Annotated in this window: 16 protein-coding genes; 10 read left to right on the forward strand and 6 right to left on the reverse strand. The window is 74.6% G+C overall.

The genetic code is table 11. The features are described 5' to 3' along the window. Window positions 1-3 precede the first annotated feature (3 nt). The 6 genes from K7862_RS21095 to K7862_RS21120 all read left to right on the forward strand — a co-directional run bounded on the left by K7862_RS21095 (window position 4) and on the right by K7862_RS21120 (window position 5,722). Window positions 4-396: an anti-sigma regulatory factor gene (locus tag K7862_RS21095; protein WP_308012100.1), complete on the forward strand. Its 393-nt coding sequence runs from the start codon at window positions 4-6 to the stop codon at window positions 394-396. Beyond that, entirely contained in the window at window positions 393-1,445 is a 1,053-nt protein-coding gene (locus K7862_RS21100; protein WP_308012101.1) for an ATP-binding protein, read from the forward strand. Before K7862_RS21095 ends, K7862_RS21100 begins: the two co-directional genes overlap by 4 nt. Beyond that, window positions 1,442-3,439 carry an ATP-binding response regulator gene (locus K7862_RS21105; RefSeq protein WP_222964818.1) on the forward strand — a complete coding sequence of 666 codons (1,998 nt, stop codon included), beginning with the start codon at window positions 1,442-1,444 and terminating at the stop codon, window positions 3,437-3,439. The genes K7862_RS21100 and K7862_RS21105 overlap by 4 nt, the downstream gene beginning before the upstream one ends. Beyond that, window positions 3,436-5,037, forward strand: a complete 1,602-nt coding sequence (locus K7862_RS21110) for a SpoIIE family protein phosphatase (RefSeq protein WP_222964820.1) — start codon at window positions 3,436-3,438, stop codon at window positions 5,035-5,037. The genes K7862_RS21105 and K7862_RS21110 overlap by 4 nt, the downstream gene beginning before the upstream one ends. Before the next feature lie 152 nt (window positions 5,038-5,189). Continuing rightward, complete coding sequence (locus K7862_RS21115; RefSeq protein WP_222964822.1) at window positions 5,190-5,360, forward strand: hydrophobic protein; 171 nt, start codon at window positions 5,190-5,192, stop codon at window positions 5,358-5,360. A 170-nt stretch (window positions 5,361-5,530) separates the two neighbouring features. Beyond that, entirely contained in the window at window positions 5,531-5,722 is a 192-nt protein-coding gene (locus tag K7862_RS21120) for a CsbD family protein (RefSeq protein WP_222964824.1), read from the forward strand. A 132-nt stretch (window positions 5,723-5,854) separates the two neighbouring features. Here K7862_RS21120 and K7862_RS21125 read toward each other — a convergent pair whose 3' ends face one another. From K7862_RS21125 to K7862_RS21150, 6 genes are all read right to left on the reverse strand, one after another. Next, complete coding sequence (locus K7862_RS21125) at window positions 5,855-6,604, reverse strand: anti-sigma factor (protein WP_222964826.1); 750 nt, start codon at window positions 6,602-6,604, stop codon at window positions 5,855-5,857. Continuing rightward, complete coding sequence (gene sigK, locus K7862_RS21130) at window positions 6,601-7,191, reverse strand: ECF RNA polymerase sigma factor SigK (RefSeq protein ID WP_222964828.1); 591 nt, start codon at window positions 7,189-7,191, stop codon at window positions 6,601-6,603. The genes K7862_RS21125 and sigK overlap by 4 nt, the downstream gene beginning before the upstream one ends. Window positions 7,192-7,277: 86 nt before the next feature. Then, window positions 7,278-7,937, reverse strand: a complete 660-nt coding sequence (locus K7862_RS21135) for a fasciclin domain-containing protein (protein ID WP_222964830.1) — start codon at window positions 7,935-7,937, stop codon at window positions 7,278-7,280. 81 nt (window positions 7,938-8,018) lie between these two features. Further along, window positions 8,019-9,632 carry a molybdopterin-dependent oxidoreductase gene (locus tag K7862_RS21140; RefSeq protein ID WP_262413551.1) on the reverse strand — a complete coding sequence of 538 codons (1,614 nt, stop codon included), beginning with the start codon at window positions 9,630-9,632 and terminating at the stop codon, window positions 8,019-8,021. 261 nt (window positions 9,633-9,893) lie between these two features. Further along, window positions 9,894-11,396: a cryptochrome/photolyase family protein gene (locus K7862_RS38595; RefSeq protein WP_222964834.1), complete on the reverse strand. Its 1,503-nt coding sequence runs from the start codon at window positions 11,394-11,396 to the stop codon at window positions 9,894-9,896. Further along, window positions 11,393-12,268 carry a phosphatase PAP2 family protein gene (locus K7862_RS21150; protein WP_222964836.1) on the reverse strand — a complete coding sequence of 292 codons (876 nt, stop codon included), beginning with the start codon at window positions 12,266-12,268 and terminating at the stop codon, window positions 11,393-11,395. Before K7862_RS21150 ends, K7862_RS38595 begins: the two co-directional genes overlap by 4 nt. A gap of 656 nt (window positions 12,269-12,924) precedes the next feature. On the opposite strand from K7862_RS21150, the gene K7862_RS21155 reads away from it, so the two are divergent. The 4 genes from K7862_RS21155 (at window position 12,925) to K7862_RS21170 (ending at window position 18,113) form a co-directional block, all read left to right on the forward strand. Beyond that, the gene (locus K7862_RS21155; protein ID WP_222964838.1) at window positions 12,925-13,626 is read left to right on the forward strand and encodes a FadR/GntR family transcriptional regulator; all 702 of its coding nucleotides are present in this window, start codon (window positions 12,925-12,927) and stop codon (window positions 13,624-13,626) included. Then, the gene (locus tag K7862_RS21160) at window positions 13,623-15,005 is read left to right on the forward strand and encodes a tocopherol cyclase family protein (RefSeq protein ID WP_308012102.1); all 1,383 of its coding nucleotides are present in this window, start codon (window positions 13,623-13,625) and stop codon (window positions 15,003-15,005) included. The genes K7862_RS21155 and K7862_RS21160 overlap by 4 nt, the downstream gene beginning before the upstream one ends. Window positions 15,006-15,102: 97 nt before the next feature. Beyond that, the gene (locus K7862_RS21165) at window positions 15,103-16,962 is read left to right on the forward strand and encodes a GMC family oxidoreductase (RefSeq protein WP_222964840.1); all 1,860 of its coding nucleotides are present in this window, start codon (window positions 15,103-15,105) and stop codon (window positions 16,960-16,962) included. Window positions 16,963-17,000: 38 nt separating this feature from the next. Continuing rightward, window positions 17,001-18,113: a CapA family protein gene (locus tag K7862_RS21170; RefSeq protein WP_222964842.1), complete on the forward strand. Its 1,113-nt coding sequence runs from the start codon at window positions 17,001-17,003 to the stop codon at window positions 18,111-18,113. The last annotated feature ends 21 nt before the right edge of the window (window positions 18,114-18,134 follow it).

Here is an 18,134-nt window from a genome sequence, read left to right on the forward strand (position 1 = left end):
TCGGTGCACGAGTCCCCGATCACCGGCAACGGGGACGTGGTCAAGGCCCGGCAGGCGGTGCGGGTTCTCGCCCAGGAGGCGCGGCTGTCGCTCGTCGACCAGACCAAGCTGGTCACCGCCGCCAGTGAGCTGGCACGCAACACCCTGTCCTACGGCGGCGGCGGGACGATGCGCGCGAGCATCGTCACCCGCGGCACCAGCACCGGCGTCAAGGTCGTCTTCAGCGACCAGGGCCCCGGTATACCCGACCTGGACCTGGCGCTGACCGACGGCTGGTCCTCCGGCCGCGGCATGGGCCTGGGGCTGAGCGGGGCCCGCCGGCTGGCGGACGAGTTCACGCTCGACTCGGCGCCCGGCAAGGGCACCACCGTCTCGGTCCTCAAGTGGGCACGGTGACCCCCGCTTCGTCCGTGGAGGCGGGCGAAGTGGTGTGGCTGCGCACCGACGAGGCGCTCGCGTCCGCGGGCCGGCGCGCCGCGGCGGAACTCGCCCGGCGCGTCGGGCTGGGCCAGGACCGGTCCGGCGACCTGGCGCTGGCCGTCACCGAGGCCGCGACCAACCTCCAGCGGCACAGCGTCGACGGGGCCCTGGCGCTGCGGGTGACCGCTCGCGGCGACCAGGCCGACATCGAAATGCTCGCCCTCGACAGCGGACCCGGGATCGCGGAACTCTCGGTCGCCCTGCGTGACGGCTCGTCGACCGCCGGCACGCTCGGCGTCGGGCTCGGCGCCATCCGGCGGCTGGCGGACACCTTCGCGATCCATTCGCTGCCCGGCCGGGGCACCGGCCTCTACGCGAGCTTCGCCGCTCCGGCTGTACCGGACGCACCCAGCGTCCCCGCGCCGGTCGAGATCGCCGGGCTGACCCGGCCGATCAGCGGCGAGACGCAGTGCGGCGACACCTGGGCGGCCCGCGGGCAGCAGGGGGAGACCGGCGACCAGGCGGCGTCGCTGCTGGTGATGATGTGCGACGGGCTGGGCCACGGCCCGCTCGCGGCACGCGCCGGCGACGAGGCGAGGCTGGCGTTCCGGGAGAGCCGTGCCGGCGATCCCGCCGGCGTGCTGGCAGACATCCACAAGCGGTTGCGCAGCACTCGGGGCGCCGCCGTGGCGGTGGCCCGGGTGGACATCGCGGCCCGCCGCGTCACGCTGTGCGGGGCCGGCAACATCGCCGCGCTGGTGATGGCGGAGACCGGCCGGCAGACGCTGGTGTCCACGCCCGGCATCGTCGGGCACAACGTCGGCCGCCCGCACACCTACGAGGCCGCGCTGCCCCGGGGCGCCGCCCTGGTCATGCACTCCGACGGACTGCGCAGCCGCTGGCAGCCCGGCGACTTCCCCGGCCTGCTGGCCGTCACCCCGGCCCTGATCGCCGGGCAGCTGCTGTGGCAGGCGGGCACCCACCGGGACGACGCCGCTGTCGTCGTGGTCAAGGTGCCGTCATGACCGTGCCCCCCGCGCCGGCCACGGGGACGGGGACGGGGCCGGCCGCCGCGGGCGGTCCGCTGGAAGTGCTGCGCCGGGCGGTGGCCGGCGAACGGGACCTGCTCGCGCTGCGCCGCGACGTGCAGGTCGCCTGCCGGACCCTCGGTATGCCGGAGACCGACACGGTGCGCCTGGCCACCGTGGTCAGCGAGGTCGGCCGCGACCTGCTCGGAGCCGGCGGCCTCACCGGCCGTCTGTCACTGGACCTGGCCGAGGGGCGGCCGTTGGCCGTCGCGGAGCTCGGCTGGACCGGTGTGGTTCGGCCGGGCTCGGGGCCGCTGGCCGCGGCGGGCCGGCTCCTGCAGTCCACCCGGTGGGACGAACAGCCGTTTCCCCGGCTCCTCATGGGGCAGCCGCTACCCGAGACATCGCAGTCGTTGGAACAGCGGGTGGCCGTGGCACGTGAGGAGTTGAGGGCGCTGAGCGGTGTCAGCATGGGGGAGGAGCTGCGCAGTCAGAACCACGACCTGCTTCAGGCCCTCCAGGAGGCCCGCGCCCACCAGGAGGAGCTGCAACGGCTCAACGACGAACTGGAACGGACCAACCAGGGCGTCATGGCCCTCTACACCGAGCTGTCCAACGAGCTCGAGACGACCAACAGCGGCGTGGTCGCCCTCTACGCCGAGCTGGAGGAGAAGACCCGGCAGCTCAGCCTGGTCAACGAGGCGAAGACCCGGTTCTGGGCCAACGTCAGCCACGAGCTGCGCTCGCCCGTCAACAATGTGATCGGCCTGACCCGGCTGCTGCTCGCACCCGGCGCCGACCCGCTCACCGAGGAACAGCGCCAGCAGGTGGCCATGATCGCCGCCTCGGGCAGCACCATGCTGGCCCTGGTCGAGGAGCTGCTCGACGTGGCCAAGGCCGAGTCCGGCCGCCTGGAGCCCGAACTGGCGCCCGTCGACCTGCGGATGCTCCTGCACCAGCTCCGCGGCACCCTCGCCGCCAGCGCGCGGCCCGGCGTCGTGCTCGCCATCCCCGACGAGAGCCATCCCGAGCCGCTCACCACCGACGAGGTGATGCTCACCCGGATCCTGCGCAACGTGCTGTCCAACAGCCTGAAGTTCACCGAACGCGGCGAGGTGCGGCTGACCGTGGACCGGCACGACCGGACCGGCCGGGCGTGGTACGCCTTCACCGTCTCCGACACCGGCATCGGCATCCCGGCCGAGGAGCAGGGCCGGGTGTTCGAGGAGTTCTACCAGGTGCGCGGGCCGCACCAGCGCGCCCGCTCCGGCACCGGCCTCGGCCTGCCCTACGCCCGCCGCCTGACCGCGCTGCTCGGCGGCCGCATGACGCTGTCCAGCGCGCCCGGCGCGGGCACCGAGGTGACCGTCGAGATACCCGCCGCTCCCGCTCCGGCGCCCGCCGCCGTCACCGATCCGGCGACGCTGAGCGCCGAGGCCCGGATCGCCGTCGCGCGGGCCGCCGAGGAGGCCGCCGCGGCCGAGGACCGCGGCGCGCTGCGGCTGGAGTCGCTGGTGGTCGTCGACGACGACCCGGTCTTCCTGGCGTCCATCCGACCGGTGCTCGGCCGGCTGTCGGCCGTCGTCACGGAGGTCGGCGACAGCGCCCACGCGGTCGCCACGATCCGGCGGCTGCGTCCCGACGCGGTGCTGCTCGACCTGAGCATGCCGCCGCCGGACGGCTACCAGTTGCTGGGTCACCTGGCGGGCGACCCCGCCCTGGCCCAGATCCCGGTCGTGGTGCTCACCGCCAACGACCGCTCCGAGCTGGACAAGACCCGCCTGGGCCACGCGCAGGCGGTACTGGGCAAGACGTACCTGTCGACGTCCCGCCTCGCCGACGTCCTCGCCCCCGCGCTCGGCGGAGCGCGCCTGCCGAGCCCGCGCGGATCCGGCGGCGACGACCCCGCCGACGGCTCCGCGGGCGACTCCCCGCGCCCGCACGACCCCGCCCGCCCGGACGGTCCCGGCGCCGGCGCGGACGGCGCATGACCGCCGACCTGCTCGTCGACAGCGCCCCGGCGCTGGTCATGGTCGTCGACGACAACCCGACCAACCGCTATGTCCTCGGCACCTACCTGCGACGGGCCGGCCACCAGGTGGTCGAGGCCGAGGACGGCGCAGGAGCGCTCGCCCTGCTGCGGGACCTGCCCGAGCTCCCCGAGACCGCCGTGGTCGACGTGCGGCTGCCGGACATGACCGGCTTCGAGGTGTGCGAGGCCATCAAGTCCGAGCCCCGCACCGCCGCGCTGCCTGTGATCCACGTGTCCGCCTCCGCGATCAGCGTCACCGACCGCGCCCAGGGGCTCAACCGCGGTGCCGACGCCTACCTCACCGAACCCGTGGCCCCCAACGAGCTCATCGCCACGGTCGCCGCCGCCCTGCGGTACGCCCGGGCCCGGCAGCGGGCGGAGACGCTGGCCGCCCGGCTGAGCGAACTCAACCGCTCCACCATGGACTTCTACCGGGCCGAGAACGCCGCCGAACTGGCGGTCAGGACCGCGCTGGGGGCCACACGCATCTACGGCGCCCCCGCGGCCGTCGTGGTGCGCACCGCCGAGGACCGCCCGGTCCACGTCCACAGCACCGGCGACGGCGAGACGACGACCCTAGCCGCCGACCCGTCCGAGCGGTTCGTCCGGCGCTTCCTGCGCAGGCCGAGTCAAGGCGGCGCACTGGTCAGGCTCGAGCTCGTCCCCGCCGACCAGGCACCGCTGCCGGGACTGCCGGCCGACCCCGGCGGCACCGTGGCCGTCGCCTCGGCGCAGGTGAAGGGGGCCGGCTCCGCCGCGTGCGTGGTCCTGCCGCGCTCCGCGCTCAACGGCGACGGCGACGTGCTGACCCAGCTCGCCCACGCCTGCGCGCTGTCGCTGGAGGCGCTGCGCTCCTACCGCCAGGAGCACACCCTCGCGCTGACCCTCCAGCGCACCTTCCTGCCCGTTTCCCTGCCGCAGACGCCGCTCGCCGACCTGGCCGTCCGCTACCTGCCGGCCAGCAGGACCGCCGAGATCGGGGGCGACTTCTACGAGGCTTTGGCGGTGCCGGACGGCCTGCTGCTCGCCGTCGGCGACGTCGCCGGGCACTCCCTGGACGCCGCCGTGGTCATGGGCGAGCTGCGGCACGCCCTGCGCGCCTACGCCCTGGAAGGGCACGGCCCCGACGAGATCCTCACCCGCCTGGACACCCTGCTGCACCACGTGGACGCCACGATGGGGGCGACTTTGTGCATCGCGCTGCTGCGCACGGACAGCGGCAGTCTGCACATCGCCAACGCGGGACACCTGCCGCCGCTGCTGCGGGACCCCGACGGCACCACCCGGTACGTCCTCCGGCACGGCCCCATGCTCGGCCTGCGAGTGCCCCATCCACCGGCGGAGCGCGTCGAGGTCCGCCCGGGCACGCAGATCGTCATGATCACCGACGGCCTGGTGGAGCGGCGCGGATCCGACCTGGACAGCGAACTGACGAGGATGGCCGAGGTGCTCGCCGAGGGGCCGGAGGACGTGGAGGCGGTCTGCGAACTGATACTCCGCCACTTCCCCCCGGACGGCGGGGACGACGTGGCGCTGATGACCGCACGGATCACCTGACGGCCACGGTCCTGCCGGATCATCCGGAACCAGCGCCATCCTGACGGGTGTTCGGTCCTCTCCGCTGCGGAAACGCCCGGCCGCCGCCGAAAGCGCATTCCCGTGCGTGTCACGACGCATCCCGGGAAAACGCTCCTTGGAGGTTGATTGACATGGGACCCTTGCTTCTTGTTCTGCTTCTCGCCCTGGTTCTTTTCGGCGCGGGATTCGCGGTGAACCTGCTCTGGTGGGCCGCCGTCATCGTGCTGGCCGTGTGGCTGCTCGGCTTCGTCATGCGCGGCACCGGTACGGGCGGTGGCCGCGGACGCTGGTACCGCTGGTAGCCGGCGCCCCGTCCGGCCCGCCGCCGCGGACGCCGATTGCGGTACGCGGGGCGATGTACACCGAATGGCGGAAGAAATGCGTAAGTCCCGCGGAAGCGGAAAGGCGCATTCCACGAACGAGGCGGGCGTATTTCTTCCCGCCGTCCGCATCGCATTGCGAGGAGGAGACGATGGGCACCGGCGACAAGAGCGCTGCGAAGACCGACGTGGCGGCCGGCAAGGCCAAGGAGGCCGTCGGAAACGCGGTCGGCAACGAGCGTCTGCAGGCCGAGGGACGCGGCGACCAGGCCAAGGGCCACGTCCGTGAGGCCGCGCAGAAGGCGAAGGACGCGGCGAAGGACGTCGCGCACCGCAAGGACTGACACCGGTCACTCCGATCGGCCACTCCGATCGGTCACACCGGCCCGGGGCCCGCGCCACCACGGCGCGGGCCCCGGGCCGTGGTGGCCGTGCGGATCGCGCACCGCCGGGCCGCGTGGACATCAGAGTGGTCATCAGACGGGCAGCACCACCAGGGGCGCGCCGGTGGGAGCGGGCGATCCGCCGTGCGGCTCCGCCGTGATCCCGACGCCGTCCGCGCCGGTCGGCGCCCCGGCCAGCACCGCGGCACCCGCGGTGCGCCCCGGCTCCACCAGGCCCGCGGGGACCATCGTGCCGCCGTGGCTGTACCAGAGCTCGTAGACGCGTGATCCGGACAGCGCCGGCAGGTCGTGGAAGAGCACCGCCGCCCGCCCCAGGCTCCGGGAGGCGACCACGGTGGCCGTGCCGCCGCCCTTGAGCGCGCCCGTGTGGAGCGTCGCGTCGGGCGCGGACGTCAGGGCGCTCAGCTCCGCGGCCTGCTGCTCGGCGCGGACGCTCCGCCGGTGCTGGACGTCCGCCCGGTGCTGCGCGTCGACGGCGACACCGGTGGCGATCCCCGCGATCACCAGGCACGCCGCCGCGGCCAGGTGCGGCAGCCGCCGCGCCGGCCCCCGCCGGGCGGCCGGGTGCAGCGGGACGACCGCCACCTCCGGAGGGAGCTGTCGCACCTCGGGCAGCGACGCCATCACCCGCTCGCGCAGTCCGTCGGGCGGGACCTCCGCCACCGCCAGTGCCAGGCGGGCCGCGGTCTCGGAGAGCTCCCGGACCTCCTGGGCGCACGCCTCGCACTCCGCCATGTGCCGGCGGAACGCCTCGGCCTCCGGCCCGGACAGCGCGCCGACCGCGTAGGCGCCGGTCAGCGTGTGCAGGTCGACCGTCGTCATGAGCTCACCCCCAGGCAGTCGCGGAGCCGGATCAGGCCGTCCCGCAGCCGTGTCTTGACCGTGCCCAGTGCCACGCCGAGGACCTCGGCCGTCTCCTGGTACGTGTAGCCGCGGTAGTAGGCCAGCGTGACCGACTCGTGCTGGAGTTCGGTCAGTTGCCGCAGGCAGCGGCGCACCTGTTCGCGTTCCAGCCGGCGTTCGACCTGCTCGCTCACCTCGTCGAACGCGGGGCTGTGGTCCCGCACCCCGGCGCGCACCTCGCGGTCGGCACTGGCCTGGGCCGAGCGCACCCGGTCCACGGCCCGGCGGTGGGCCAATGTCATGATCCACGCCATGGCGCTGCCCTGCCGGGCGTCGAACCGGGAGGCGCACCGCCACACCTCGATCAGCACCTCCTGCGCGACCTCCTCGGACTGCGCGGGATTCCTCACCACCCGCCGCGCCAGGCCCAGTACGGACCCGGCGACGGCGGTGTAGAGGGTGTCGAACGCCTCGCGGTCACCCCGCGAGATGCGTTCGAGCAGCGACTCCAGCGCTCCCGGCAACGGCTGCGCGGGCGCTGGGCCGCCCTGTGCTGCGGCACGCATGGACACCTCCTGGATGGCACGGCACTTGCCCGTTCTTCGGTGCCGTGCGGCACGGGGATTGGTCCCGTCGCGCCAGTATTCCGTGGCTACTTCGGCGGCATGAGCACGGTGTCGATGATCTGCACCGTCGCGTTGGCCGTGGTCACGTTGCCGCACACGACGTTCGCCGCGCCGTTGACCTTGTAGGACTCGCCGGAGCCCGAGGTGGTCAGCGTGCCCTTCTCCAGGGTGGTGTAGGTGCCGTGGGCCAGCCCGTCCGGCGCCTTCACCGGCTGCCCGACCACGTGGTACGTGAGGATCTTCGTCAGCATCGCCTTGTCGGCCAGCACCTTGTCGAGGGTGGCCTTGGGAATCTTGGCGAAGGCGTCGTCGGTCGGCGCGAAGACGGTGATGTTCTGCGCGTTGTTCAGGGTGTCCACCAGACCGGCCTTCTTGACCGCGGCGACGAGCGTGGACAGCGCGGGGTTGTTGGACGCGGCGGTGGCCACCGGGTCCTTGGACATGCCGTCGAAGCTGCCGGCCCCGTTCTTGGGGACCGACGCGCAGCCCGGACCGAACGGCTGGTCCATGGCGCTCGCCGTCGAGGTGGGCATGGAACTGGTGCTGGGGGCCGCGGGTGCGGCGGCGCTGGAGGGCGTGGAGTCGGCGGAGGACTTCTTGTCACTGCCGGAGCACGCGCTCAGCGCGAGCGGGAGGACGGCTGCGGCGGCCACGGCGACGCCGAGGCGGCGGGCACGGAAGGTCATGATCTGTTCTCCTGAAGCAAGGGGGTGGGTGTGTTCGGTCGGATGTGCTGGTCGGGGGAGGCGGGCACTGCCCGGCCTGGGTCAGGTCACGGTGACCACCACCGAGTGCCAGCCGGTCGCACCGTCCGGGACGGTCCCGGCGCGCCGTTCCGTCTGGGTCGCCCCGGTTCGGTCGGTGGCGCGGACCTCGAGCGTGTGACCGCCCGCGGTCGCGTCCCAGTCCCACTGCCACTGCCGCCAGGTGTCGGTCGTGTCCTCGGCGGCCAGCGACGCGGTGTGCCAGGGGCCGCCGTCGACGCGCACCTCCACCCGGTCGATGCCGCGGTGCTGGGCCCACGCCACTCCGGCGACCGGGACCCGCCCGGCCTTCGGGGTGGCGAAGGGCCTGGGCGTGTCGATCCGCGACGCGGTCTTGATCGGCGCCTCTCGGGACCAGCCGCGCCGTACCCAGTAGGCGTCGTAGGCGTCGAACGTCGTGAGCTCCAGGTCCCGGAGCCACTTGCACGCTGACACGTAGCCGTAGAGGCCCGGGACGACGACCCGGACGGGGAAGCCGTGCGTGAACGGCAGCGGCTGCCCGTTCATGCCCAGCGCGAGCATCGCGTCGCGGCCGTCGAGCACGGTCTCCACCGGCGTGCCGATCGTCATGCCGTCGACCGAGCGGGCCACGAGCTGGTCGGCGGGGCCGCCGCCGGAGGGCGGTCGCACGCCCGCCTCCCGCAGCAGGCCGGCCAGCGGCACGCCGATCCACCGCGCGTTTCCCGCGTACGGGCCGCCCACCTGGTTGGAGACGCAGGTCAGCGTGATGTCACGCTCGATCAGGTCCTGGCGCAGCAGGTCGTCGTAGGTGTAGACGACATCGCGCCGCATCCCCAGGCCGTGCAGGCGCAGGCGCCACGTGCCCGCGTCGATCCTCGGGACGACCAGAGCCGTGTCGACCCGGTAGAAGCGGTCGGTGGACGTCATGAACGGGCTCAGCCCCGGTGTGCCGAACGCGGAGCCGCGTGGCACGGCGTCGGCCGGGGACGCGGGCCTGGGCAGCGCGATCGCCTGCCGTGACGCGGCGGCGGCCGCGCCGCGCCGGTCGCCCAGCACACGCCCCAGCACCCCGGCGCCGGCGGAGGCGGCGGCCGTGGCCGCGGCGGCCGCGACGAAGCCACGGCGGTCGAACGCGGGGTTGTCTCCCGAGACGCCGTCGGCATCGGGACGATCCTGTGCGGGGCGGGCTTCCGCCCGGTGGCCCGCCGGGGTGCCGTCGCCCGGCGCCCGCGCCGGGGCGAGGCGGGCGGAGAGCAGCCACAGGGCCGCGGCGCCGGCGAGCGCACCCACCGCCGACGGCAGCACGTCCGCGCCGTGACGGTCCGGGCGGCTGTTCGCGGCCAGCACGCCGGCGATCCCGAAGAGCGCCACTCCGGCGACGCCGGCCCACCGGAACCTCAGTGCCACCATGCCGAGAGCGACGGCGAACAGCGCCAGGACGACGAGGATGCCCAGTTGCAGGAAGAGCTTGTCGTTCGTCCCGAAGTGCCGCACCGCGTAGTCCTTCACGGACGCCGGCGTGCGGTCGATGACGGCCCCGCCCACGGCGACGACCGGGCTCGCCTGCGGCCGGATCGCCGCCGACACCAGTTCCGCGACACCCAGGGCCGCGGCGGCCGACAGCAGTCCGGCCAGGCCGCCCAGCACCAGGCGCAGCGCGCGCCGGCCGCGTGCCGCCGAGGGCGTCCCGCGCGGCGTCAGCGCGCCCTGGGCGCCGCTGTCGTCGTCCCTGCCCGGATCATCGCTCACACCCCGCATTCGGAGTCAGGCGGCCTCCGGATTGGTCACCGGGCCGCCCTACCCCCGATCGGGCGACCGCGCCGCGTCGCGTCAACCAGATGCCCAAGCCCCTGAACCGGCACGGCGTCCGGTCGACGGCCGGAGACGTGCGGTCCTCGGGCGGGCGGTCCGGGCGGATCAGGGAGCGCCGTCGTCGAAGCGCCGGTCGGTGTGCAGCACGTCGTCGAGGTCACTGAGCCGGTCCAGGCCCTGCACCGCCCGCGAGGTGCGCTGGTTGCCCGCGAGCAGGGAACGGTGGCGGTGGGTGAAGCGCCAGTATCCGGTGGTGAACGGGCAGGCCCGTTCACCGGTGCGGTCCGACGGGCGGTAGGCGCAGCCGGAGCACAGGTCGGACATCCGGTGGATGTACGCGCCGCCCGAGGTGTACGGCTTGGTGGTCATCCGGCCGCCGTCGGCGTACTGGGACATGCCGGTGACGTTGGGCAGCATCACCCAGTCGTAGGCGTCCACGAAGCTGCGGTGGAACCAGTCCGTCACCTCGCGCGGGTCCCAGCCGCGTTGCAGCGCGAAGCTGCCGAGCACCATCAGCCGCGGGATGTGGTGGGTCCAGCCGGTGTCCCGCACCTGCGCAAGGACGGTGGCCAGGCAGCGGGCGGTGACCGCTTCCGCGTCCAGGTCGGCGAACCACTCCGGCACCGGCTCGTGGTGGCGCAGGGCGTTGCTGTTCCGGTAGTCCTCGCCGAAGTACCAGTAGAGCTGCCACACGTACTCGCGCCAGCCGGCGACCTGCCGGACGAAGCCCTCGACGCTGTTCAGCGGCGCTTCGCCGGCCCGGTAGGCGTCCTCGGCGGCCGCCACGCACTCGGCCGGGTCGAGCAGACCGAGATTGAGGGAGGAGGACAGCAGGCTGTGGCTCATCACCGGGTCGCCGGCGAGCATCGCGTCCTCGTGCGGGCCGAATCCGGCCAGCCGGTGCCCGGTGAACCGGCGCAGCGCGGCCTGGGCCTCCCGGCGGCTCGCGGGGAAGCGGCGCGGTCCGTCACGTCCGGCGAACCGGATGCCGTCCTCGCGCTCCCAGCGGTCGAGGGTGGCGCGGACCTCCTCGTCGATGTCGTTCTCCTGGGGCCGGTAGGGTGTGGGCGCGCCGAGCGTGGGTGTGTCCCTGGGCGGGGGTTCACGGTTGTCGTGGTCGTGGTTCCAGCGCCCGCCGGCCGGTTCCGCCCCGTCCATCAGCAGGTCGCGCTCCCGGCGCACCCAGCGGTAGAAGTCCTCCTGCCGCAGATGCCCGTCGTGTTCCTCCGCCCAGGCGCGGAAGGCGTCGTGCGCCAGCAGGAAGCCGCGCGCCGGCAGCACCTCCACGCGCGGCCGTGACCGGACGAAGCGGACGGCGGCGTGCGAGGTGGGGTGATGGACGGTCACGGGGTCGCGTCCGACGGCCTCGCGCAGGCCCTCGCGGTAGGTCTCCGCGTGGACGTACCGCACGCGGTCGCCGAGTTCGGCGGCCCGGTGGCGCATCGCGGAGAGCACCAGATGGGCCTTGGCGCGGTGGAACCGGCGCCTTCGGAACACCGAGCGGGCCTCGATCATCACCACGGGCGCGTCCTGGTCGACGGCGCCCGGGCCGCGGGTGAGGAAGTGCGGACCGAGCTGGTCGCCGAACAGCCAGTGCGCCGTGGTCATGGCCCCGCCTCTCCGCCTGCCTGCTGAAGTGTGGGTGCCGGCGGCCACGGGTCGGGGCCGCCGCCGGTGCGTTGTCGCGCCGGATACGCGGGCCGGCCGGTGAGCAGCCGCTGGACGAGGAAACCGGCGGCGAGGGTCAGGGCGCCGGCCGCGGCGTCGGCGATGAAGTGGTTGGCCGTGGCGACGATGACCACCAGGGTCGCCAGCGGATAGCACGCGCCCAGCACCCGTACCCAGGTACGGCGGGCGAGCACGGCCAGGGTCAGACCGCTCCAGCCCGACCAGATGATGTGCACCGAGGGCATCGCCGCGTACTGGTTGGACACGCCCGAGTCGGGCGCCGAGCCCCAGAAGCCCCAGTCCCGGTGGGTGACGACGGTGTCGATGAAACCCTGGCCGTGCAGGAAGCGCGGTGGTGCGAGCGCGCAGAACGCGAAGCCGAGCAGCGCGAGGAAGGTCGCGGTGTAAAGGGCGCTGCGTACCCCGCGATAGCAGTCCGGCCGCTGGGCGTAGAGCCAGATCAGGACGCCGAGGGTCACGACGAAGTGCAGGGAGCCGTAGTAGTAGTCCATGCCGGTGGTCAGCCAGGAGACGCGGTCGACGGCGTGGTTGACGGCCAGTTCGGGATCGAGGTGCAGCCATCGCTCGGCGCGCCAGAGCCGTGCCGCGCGGTGCAGGGCCGCGGTCCGGTGCTCGGGCACCTTTCCACGGATGCGCTCGTAGGCCACGTACAGCAGGACGCTGAAGGCCAGTTCGACCCACAGGCGCGGCCGGCCGGAACGGCGCAGCCGCGGCGGCAGGAGCGGGGGCGGCCGCCAGGACCGCCGGGCGGGCGTGCCCAGCTGTGGCTTCCGGTCGGCCGTGCGGGTCACCGCGGTTCTCCGTGGTCCGGTACCGCGGAGTGGACGCCGGGCCTGCCGGACTGACGGGTATGCCGTCGTGGGGTGTCACTCACCAGGCTTCGCAGGGACACCGGCAGCATGGACGTGGTGGCTCACTCTCGCCGTGCGGGGCGGCCTGGCGGCCGGACGACCCGGCTGACATTACATCGGGTACCGACGTTTCCCCGGTAAACCGGAGCGTTGGATTCCGCGTCCTGCGGGCATCGATGCGCGGGGGAGGGGGATGAGCGTCCGAAAGAGCCGACCCGCCGGGCGTGTCCTCGCGGGGAGTTCCCGGTGCGTGGCGACCGGGCGGTTCGCCGACGACTGGCCGTCGCACCGTCAGCGGACTGATCGACCCGACGACGGAGGGCGGTCCGGAGGTCCGGGACGTCGGCGCCGCGGACCGCCGCGCCTCCGTCGTCACGCTCACCCCCGCGGGACGGGAACAGCTCACCGCCTGGACCAGGGCCCACGAACGCGCGGCGGTGCCGGAGGGGGCCGGGCCGCAACCTGGCGGCGTAACGGGTGAGTGCGAGCGGCCCGCCCACTGATGCCCCCTCAAGCGCTCGTCGCCGGCGCACCGTTGACGGTCGTCGTCGCACAGTGGTTGAGTGGCTGAGCCACTGGACCACAGGAGGGCCGGTATGGAGGCGCTGCCTCGCGACACCATCGTCGACGTCCTGGAAGAACGCCTGCGCGAGGACATCCTCGCCGGACGGCACCCCGTGGGAAGTCTTCTGCCGCCCGAGCGGCGGCTGGCCGACGGCTACGGCGTCACCCGGACGACCCTCAAGCACGCCTTCGGGCGGCTCGTCCAGGCCGGACTGCTGGAGACGCGGCACGGCGTGGGCACCCGGGTCCGCGACTTCGCCCGGCTCGGCGGTGCCGATCTGCTGCCGATGCTGATCCGGCACAGCCCCGACTGGATCGGCGAGATCTTCGAAGTGCGCCGCTCCATCGGCGCGTTGATCGCCGAGCGCGCCGCGGAGCGGGCCACGCCCGCGCACCGCGCCGAACTGGCCGTCCGGCTGGCGGAGGTACGCGCCGCCGAGGGCGGCGAAGGGGTGCAGCTCGCCGACATCGAGGTGCACCGGGCCCTCGCCCGCGCCACGGGAAACCGGGTCTACGTCCTGCTCACCAACACCCTGTTCAACGCGTACCTGCCGGTCCGGGCCGCGCTCGTCTCGCCCTTCACCGATCCGGAGAGCGCCTACCGGCGGCTGGAACCGGTGGTCGCCGCGGTCACGGCCGCGGACCGTGCCGCGGCCCGGGCGGCCGCTGAGGAGTACCTCACCGAGACGGAGCGGCTGATGATGGACGGGCTGCGGAAGAAGGAGGAGGGGTGAGCCGCGGCACGCGTTTCCGGGAGACGATGACCGGCAGCATGCGGCTGACCACATCCGGCCGCGTCAGCCCGGTCCGGCTCGATCTGCGCGCGTCCGCGGACCATGTCCTGCGCCCGTTCGGCACCACGCTCGCCCGCGTCGAGGGCCGGGTGCGCGTCGCCGGACTCGCCGACGACCCGGCGGCGTCCGGCGAGCTGGAGATCTCCCCGCTGGCCGCGCGGCGAATCCGCTACCGGCTGGCGTTCACCGCCGGCGGGCGCCGGCTGGTCCTGGACGGGTGGAAGTCGATCACCCCACGGCACCCGGTCCGCTCCATGACCGTGCTGCCCTTCACCCTGTACGAGGACGACGAGCCGCTCGGCACCGGGACCCTGCGCTTCCGGGCCCGCGCGCTGCCGTCCTTCCTCGCGGGCTTCCGCTTCCCCCGCCGCGAGGACCCGGACGCGCTGACCGCCGCCCGCTGGCGCGGCGCTCCCGGCCGCACCGAGGTCTGGTACACCACCGTCACCGACCCGGCGACCGGCACGGGCCTGTGGCTCCACCACGAACTGACCGCCCCCGCGGACGGATCCGCGGCCTACGCGCACGGCTGGGCCGCGGTGTTCCCCAAGGGCGCGCCGGTGCGCCACGCCCGCTTCGGGCCGGTCCCGTGGAAGCCCGAGGACCGGGGATTCGCCGCCGACGGCGTCCGGGCGGTACCCGGCCGGCTCGCCGGTGCGGCCGGCGCGATGAACTGGGACCTGACCGAACAGCCGGAAGCGGCACCGCTGTTCACCTTCCCCCGCTGGTCATGGCGCCGCCCGCTGCTGCCCGCCGCACAAATCCTGCCCGCAGCCCGGGCCACGTACGAGGGCACGGTCCGCTACGAGGACGGCACGCTGGAACTGACCGGCGCTCCGGGCGCGTCGGCCCGGATCTACGGGCACGGCAACGCCCGCCGCTGGTCGTGGCTGCACGCCGATCTCGGCGGTGGGGACGTCCTGGAGATCGTGGCAGCGGTGTCGACGCGTCCGGGACTGCGGCGCCTGCCCCCGCTGGTCTTCCTGCGGCTGCGCCGGGACGGACGGACCTGGCCGCGCCGCCCCGAGCGGTCGGCGATCGGCTGGGCCGGCGCGCTGCGGTTCCGCGCCGACATCGGCCTGCCCACCTGGACCGTGACCGGACGGGCCGGGCTGCGCAGGATCCGGGTGACCGTCACCCAGCCCGAGGACCGCACTCTCGCCCTGGAGTACACCGACCCGGACGGCGCCCGCGCCACCTGCCGCAACTGCGAACGCGCCGACGCCCAGGTCCGGTTGGACCGCTGGTGGGGCCGGTGGCGCCCGGAGGCGGACTGGCGGCTCGACGGCACCGCGCACGCGGAAGTGGGCACCCGATGAGCACACCGGTACTCCGGCCGTCCCCGGCGCCTCGCGTGCCCGGCAAGCCCCGGACGCGGCGGCCCGCCACCGCGACCAGCCGGGAGGCGGGCGGCCGATGAGTCTCGACGGTCTCGTCGCGGGCCTGCTCGCCAGTGACGGTACGGAGGAGTGGGCGGCCCGCACCCCGCACCGGCTGGAGAGCCTGCTGTCCGCCATGCCGCTGCCGAGCCGCGCCGGGATCCGCGCGGCCGCCCGGGCGATCGACGCGTACGCGCTGGTCCGCACCGGGCGGCGGCTGGGCGGGCTGACCCCCGCCGAGCGGGAGGGCGTACTGGCCGCCCTGGGCGCCAGGCCGCGTCTGCAGCCGATGCTGGACGTCCTCAAGGTGCCGGTCCTGCTCGCCGCCGGCACCGAGCGGCTCGCCGGGCGGGCCGCGCCGCCCACCGCCCCCGTCCCCGCGGACCCGCCACTGGACTGCACCCCGGCCCACGCCTGGCCACGGCGCAGCACCGCGGACGCGGTCGTGATCGGCTCCGGCGCCGGGGGCGCGATGGCCGCCCGCACCCTGGCCCGCGCCGGCGCCCGGGTCGTCGTGGTCGAAGAGGGCGCCCATCACAGCACGGCGTCCTTCGGCCGCCGCGCCCCCCTCGACCGCTTCACCGACCTGTACCGCGACGGCGGCGCCACCATCGCCCTGGGCGACCCACCGCTGCTGCTGCCCGTCGGCCGGGCCGTCGGCGGCACCACCGTCGTCAACTCCGGTACCTGCTACCGCACTCCCGCGCACGTCCTGGCCCGCTGGACGCAGCAGTACGGGTTCGCCGCGGCCGCGCAGCTCGACGCCTTCCTCGACGAGGCCGAACGGACCCTGCACGTCGGGCCGCAGAGCCTCGACGTGCTCGGCGCCAACGGCCGCATCGCTCTCGCCGGAGCCGCCGCACTGGGCTGGCGCGCCGCACCGCTGCGCCGCAACGCGCCCGGCTGCCGCGGGTCGTGCCAGTGCGTCGTCGGATGCCCGACCGGCGCCAAACAGAGCGTCCAGCTCTCCGTGCTGCCGGACGCGTGCGCCGCCGGCGCCCGGATCGTCACGGGAGCCCGCGTACTGCGCATCCTCGTCGACCCCGGCCGCCCCGGCGGACCCCGTGCCGCCGGGGTGCGGGTGGCGGTGTCCGGCGGCGCGGGGCGACGCGGCGACGACAGCGCCGAGTCGGAGATCCTCGCGCCGCTGGTCGTGGTCGCGGCCGGAGCACTCCAGTCCCCGGCCCTGCTGCGCCGCTCCGGACTCGGCCGCCACCCGCGCCTGGGCCGCAACCTCAGCGTCCACCCCGCGACCAGCGTCGCCGGCCGTTTCGCCGAGCCGGTGACCGCCTGGGAGGGGGTCCTGCAGAGCGTCGGCGTGGAGGAACTGCACAGCCGGGGCGTCCTCATCGAGGCGACCGCCACCCCGCCCGGCATGGGTTCCTTCGTCCTGCCCGGTGTCGGCCGTGAACTGCGCGACGAGCTGGAGGACGCCGGCCGGCTCGCGACGCTCGGCGCGATGGTCGCCGACCTCCCCTCTGGGCGCGTCCTCGGCCGCGACCGCGTCCTCGTCCGCTACGGACTGAGCCCGCGCGACGCGGACCGGCTGCTCCACGCGGTGCGCGCCATGGCCCAACTGCTGTTCGCGGCGGGCGCGCAGGAGGTGCTCACCGGCATACCCGTCGCGCCCCGGGCCCGGTCGGTGCGGGAACTCGACGCGATCCTCGGCCGGGTGGGCCCTCGGCAGCTCCACCTGTCGGCGTACCACCCCACCGGCACGGTCGCCGCGGGCGCCGACCCCCAGCGCGCCCCCACCGACGGGACGGGACGCCTGCGCGGTGTGCACGGCGTCGTCGTCGCGGACGGCTCCCTGCTGCCGTCCTGCCCCGAGGTGAACCCGCAGCTGAGCATCATGGCGGCGGCGCTGGCCGTCGCCGAGGCCCACACCGGAGGCTGAGCCTGACGGACGCCCGTGCCCGCTATAGCGTGGGAAGCGTGCGCGAGGAGCTGGTCACCGTGTTCCTCGGCGGAGACGTGATGCTCGGCCGGGGCGTCGACCAGATCCTTCCACACCCCGGTGACCCGGCGCTGCGCGAGAGTTTCGTCCGCGACGCCCGTTCCTACGTCGAGCTGGCGGAAGCCGCCAACGGGCCGGTGCCCCGGCCCGCGGACTTCCGCCGGCCCTGGGGCGAGGCGCTGGCCGCCCTGGACGACGCGGCGCCCGACATGCGGGTGATCAACCTGGAGACGTCCGTCACCGCCGACGGCGACTTCGCACCCGGCAAGGGCGTGCACTACCGGATGCACCCCGCCAACCTTCCGTGCCTCGCCGTGGCCCGGCCGGACGTGTGCGCGCTGGCCAACAACCACGTGCTGGACTTCGGCGCGCGCGGTCTGCGCGAGACCCTCGACGTCCTGGCGGACGCCGGGCTGCGCACGGCGGGTGCGGGTGACGACGTCACACGGGCGCGGCGGCCGGCGGCCGTGTCGCTGGACGAGGGCCACCGGGTGCTGGTCCTCTCCTTCGGGATGCCCTCCAGCGGGATCCCTCCGGCCTGGGCCGCCACCGCCGACCGCGCCGGCGTCGCGCTGGTCGAGGATCCGTCGCCGGCCACCGCCGCTCCGCTCGCCCGACGGGTGCGGCAGCTCCGCCGGCCGGGGGACATCGTCGTCGCCTCCGTGCACTGGGGACCGAACTGGGGCTACGACGTCACCCCCGCCGAGCGGGACTTCGCCCACACGCTGGTCGACGCGGGCGTGGACATCGTGCACGGTCACTCCTCGCACCACCCGCGCCCGCTGGAGATCCACCACGACCGGCTGGTGCTCTACGGCTGCGGCGACCTCGTCGACGACTACGAGGGCATCACCGGGCATGCGGCCTACCGGGACGACCTGCGGGTGCTGTACCTGGTCCGGGTGGAGGCCGGGACCGGTCGGCTGGCCGGGCTGGACATGGTGCCGCTGAGGGCGCGCCGGATGCGGCTGGAGCACGCGCCGGCCGAGGACACCGCCTGGCTGCGGGCCGTCCTCGACGAGCACAGCAGGGCCTTCGGCACCCGCGTCGCCACCGGGCCCGACGGCACGCTCACGGCGTCCCGGGCCTGACCGGCGGGGAGAAGCGCGCAG

Source organism: Actinacidiphila acidipaludis (assembly GCF_019890725.1).
GTDB classification, from domain to species: Bacteria; Actinomycetota; Actinomycetes; order Streptomycetales; family Streptomycetaceae; genus Actinacidiphila; species Actinacidiphila acidipaludis.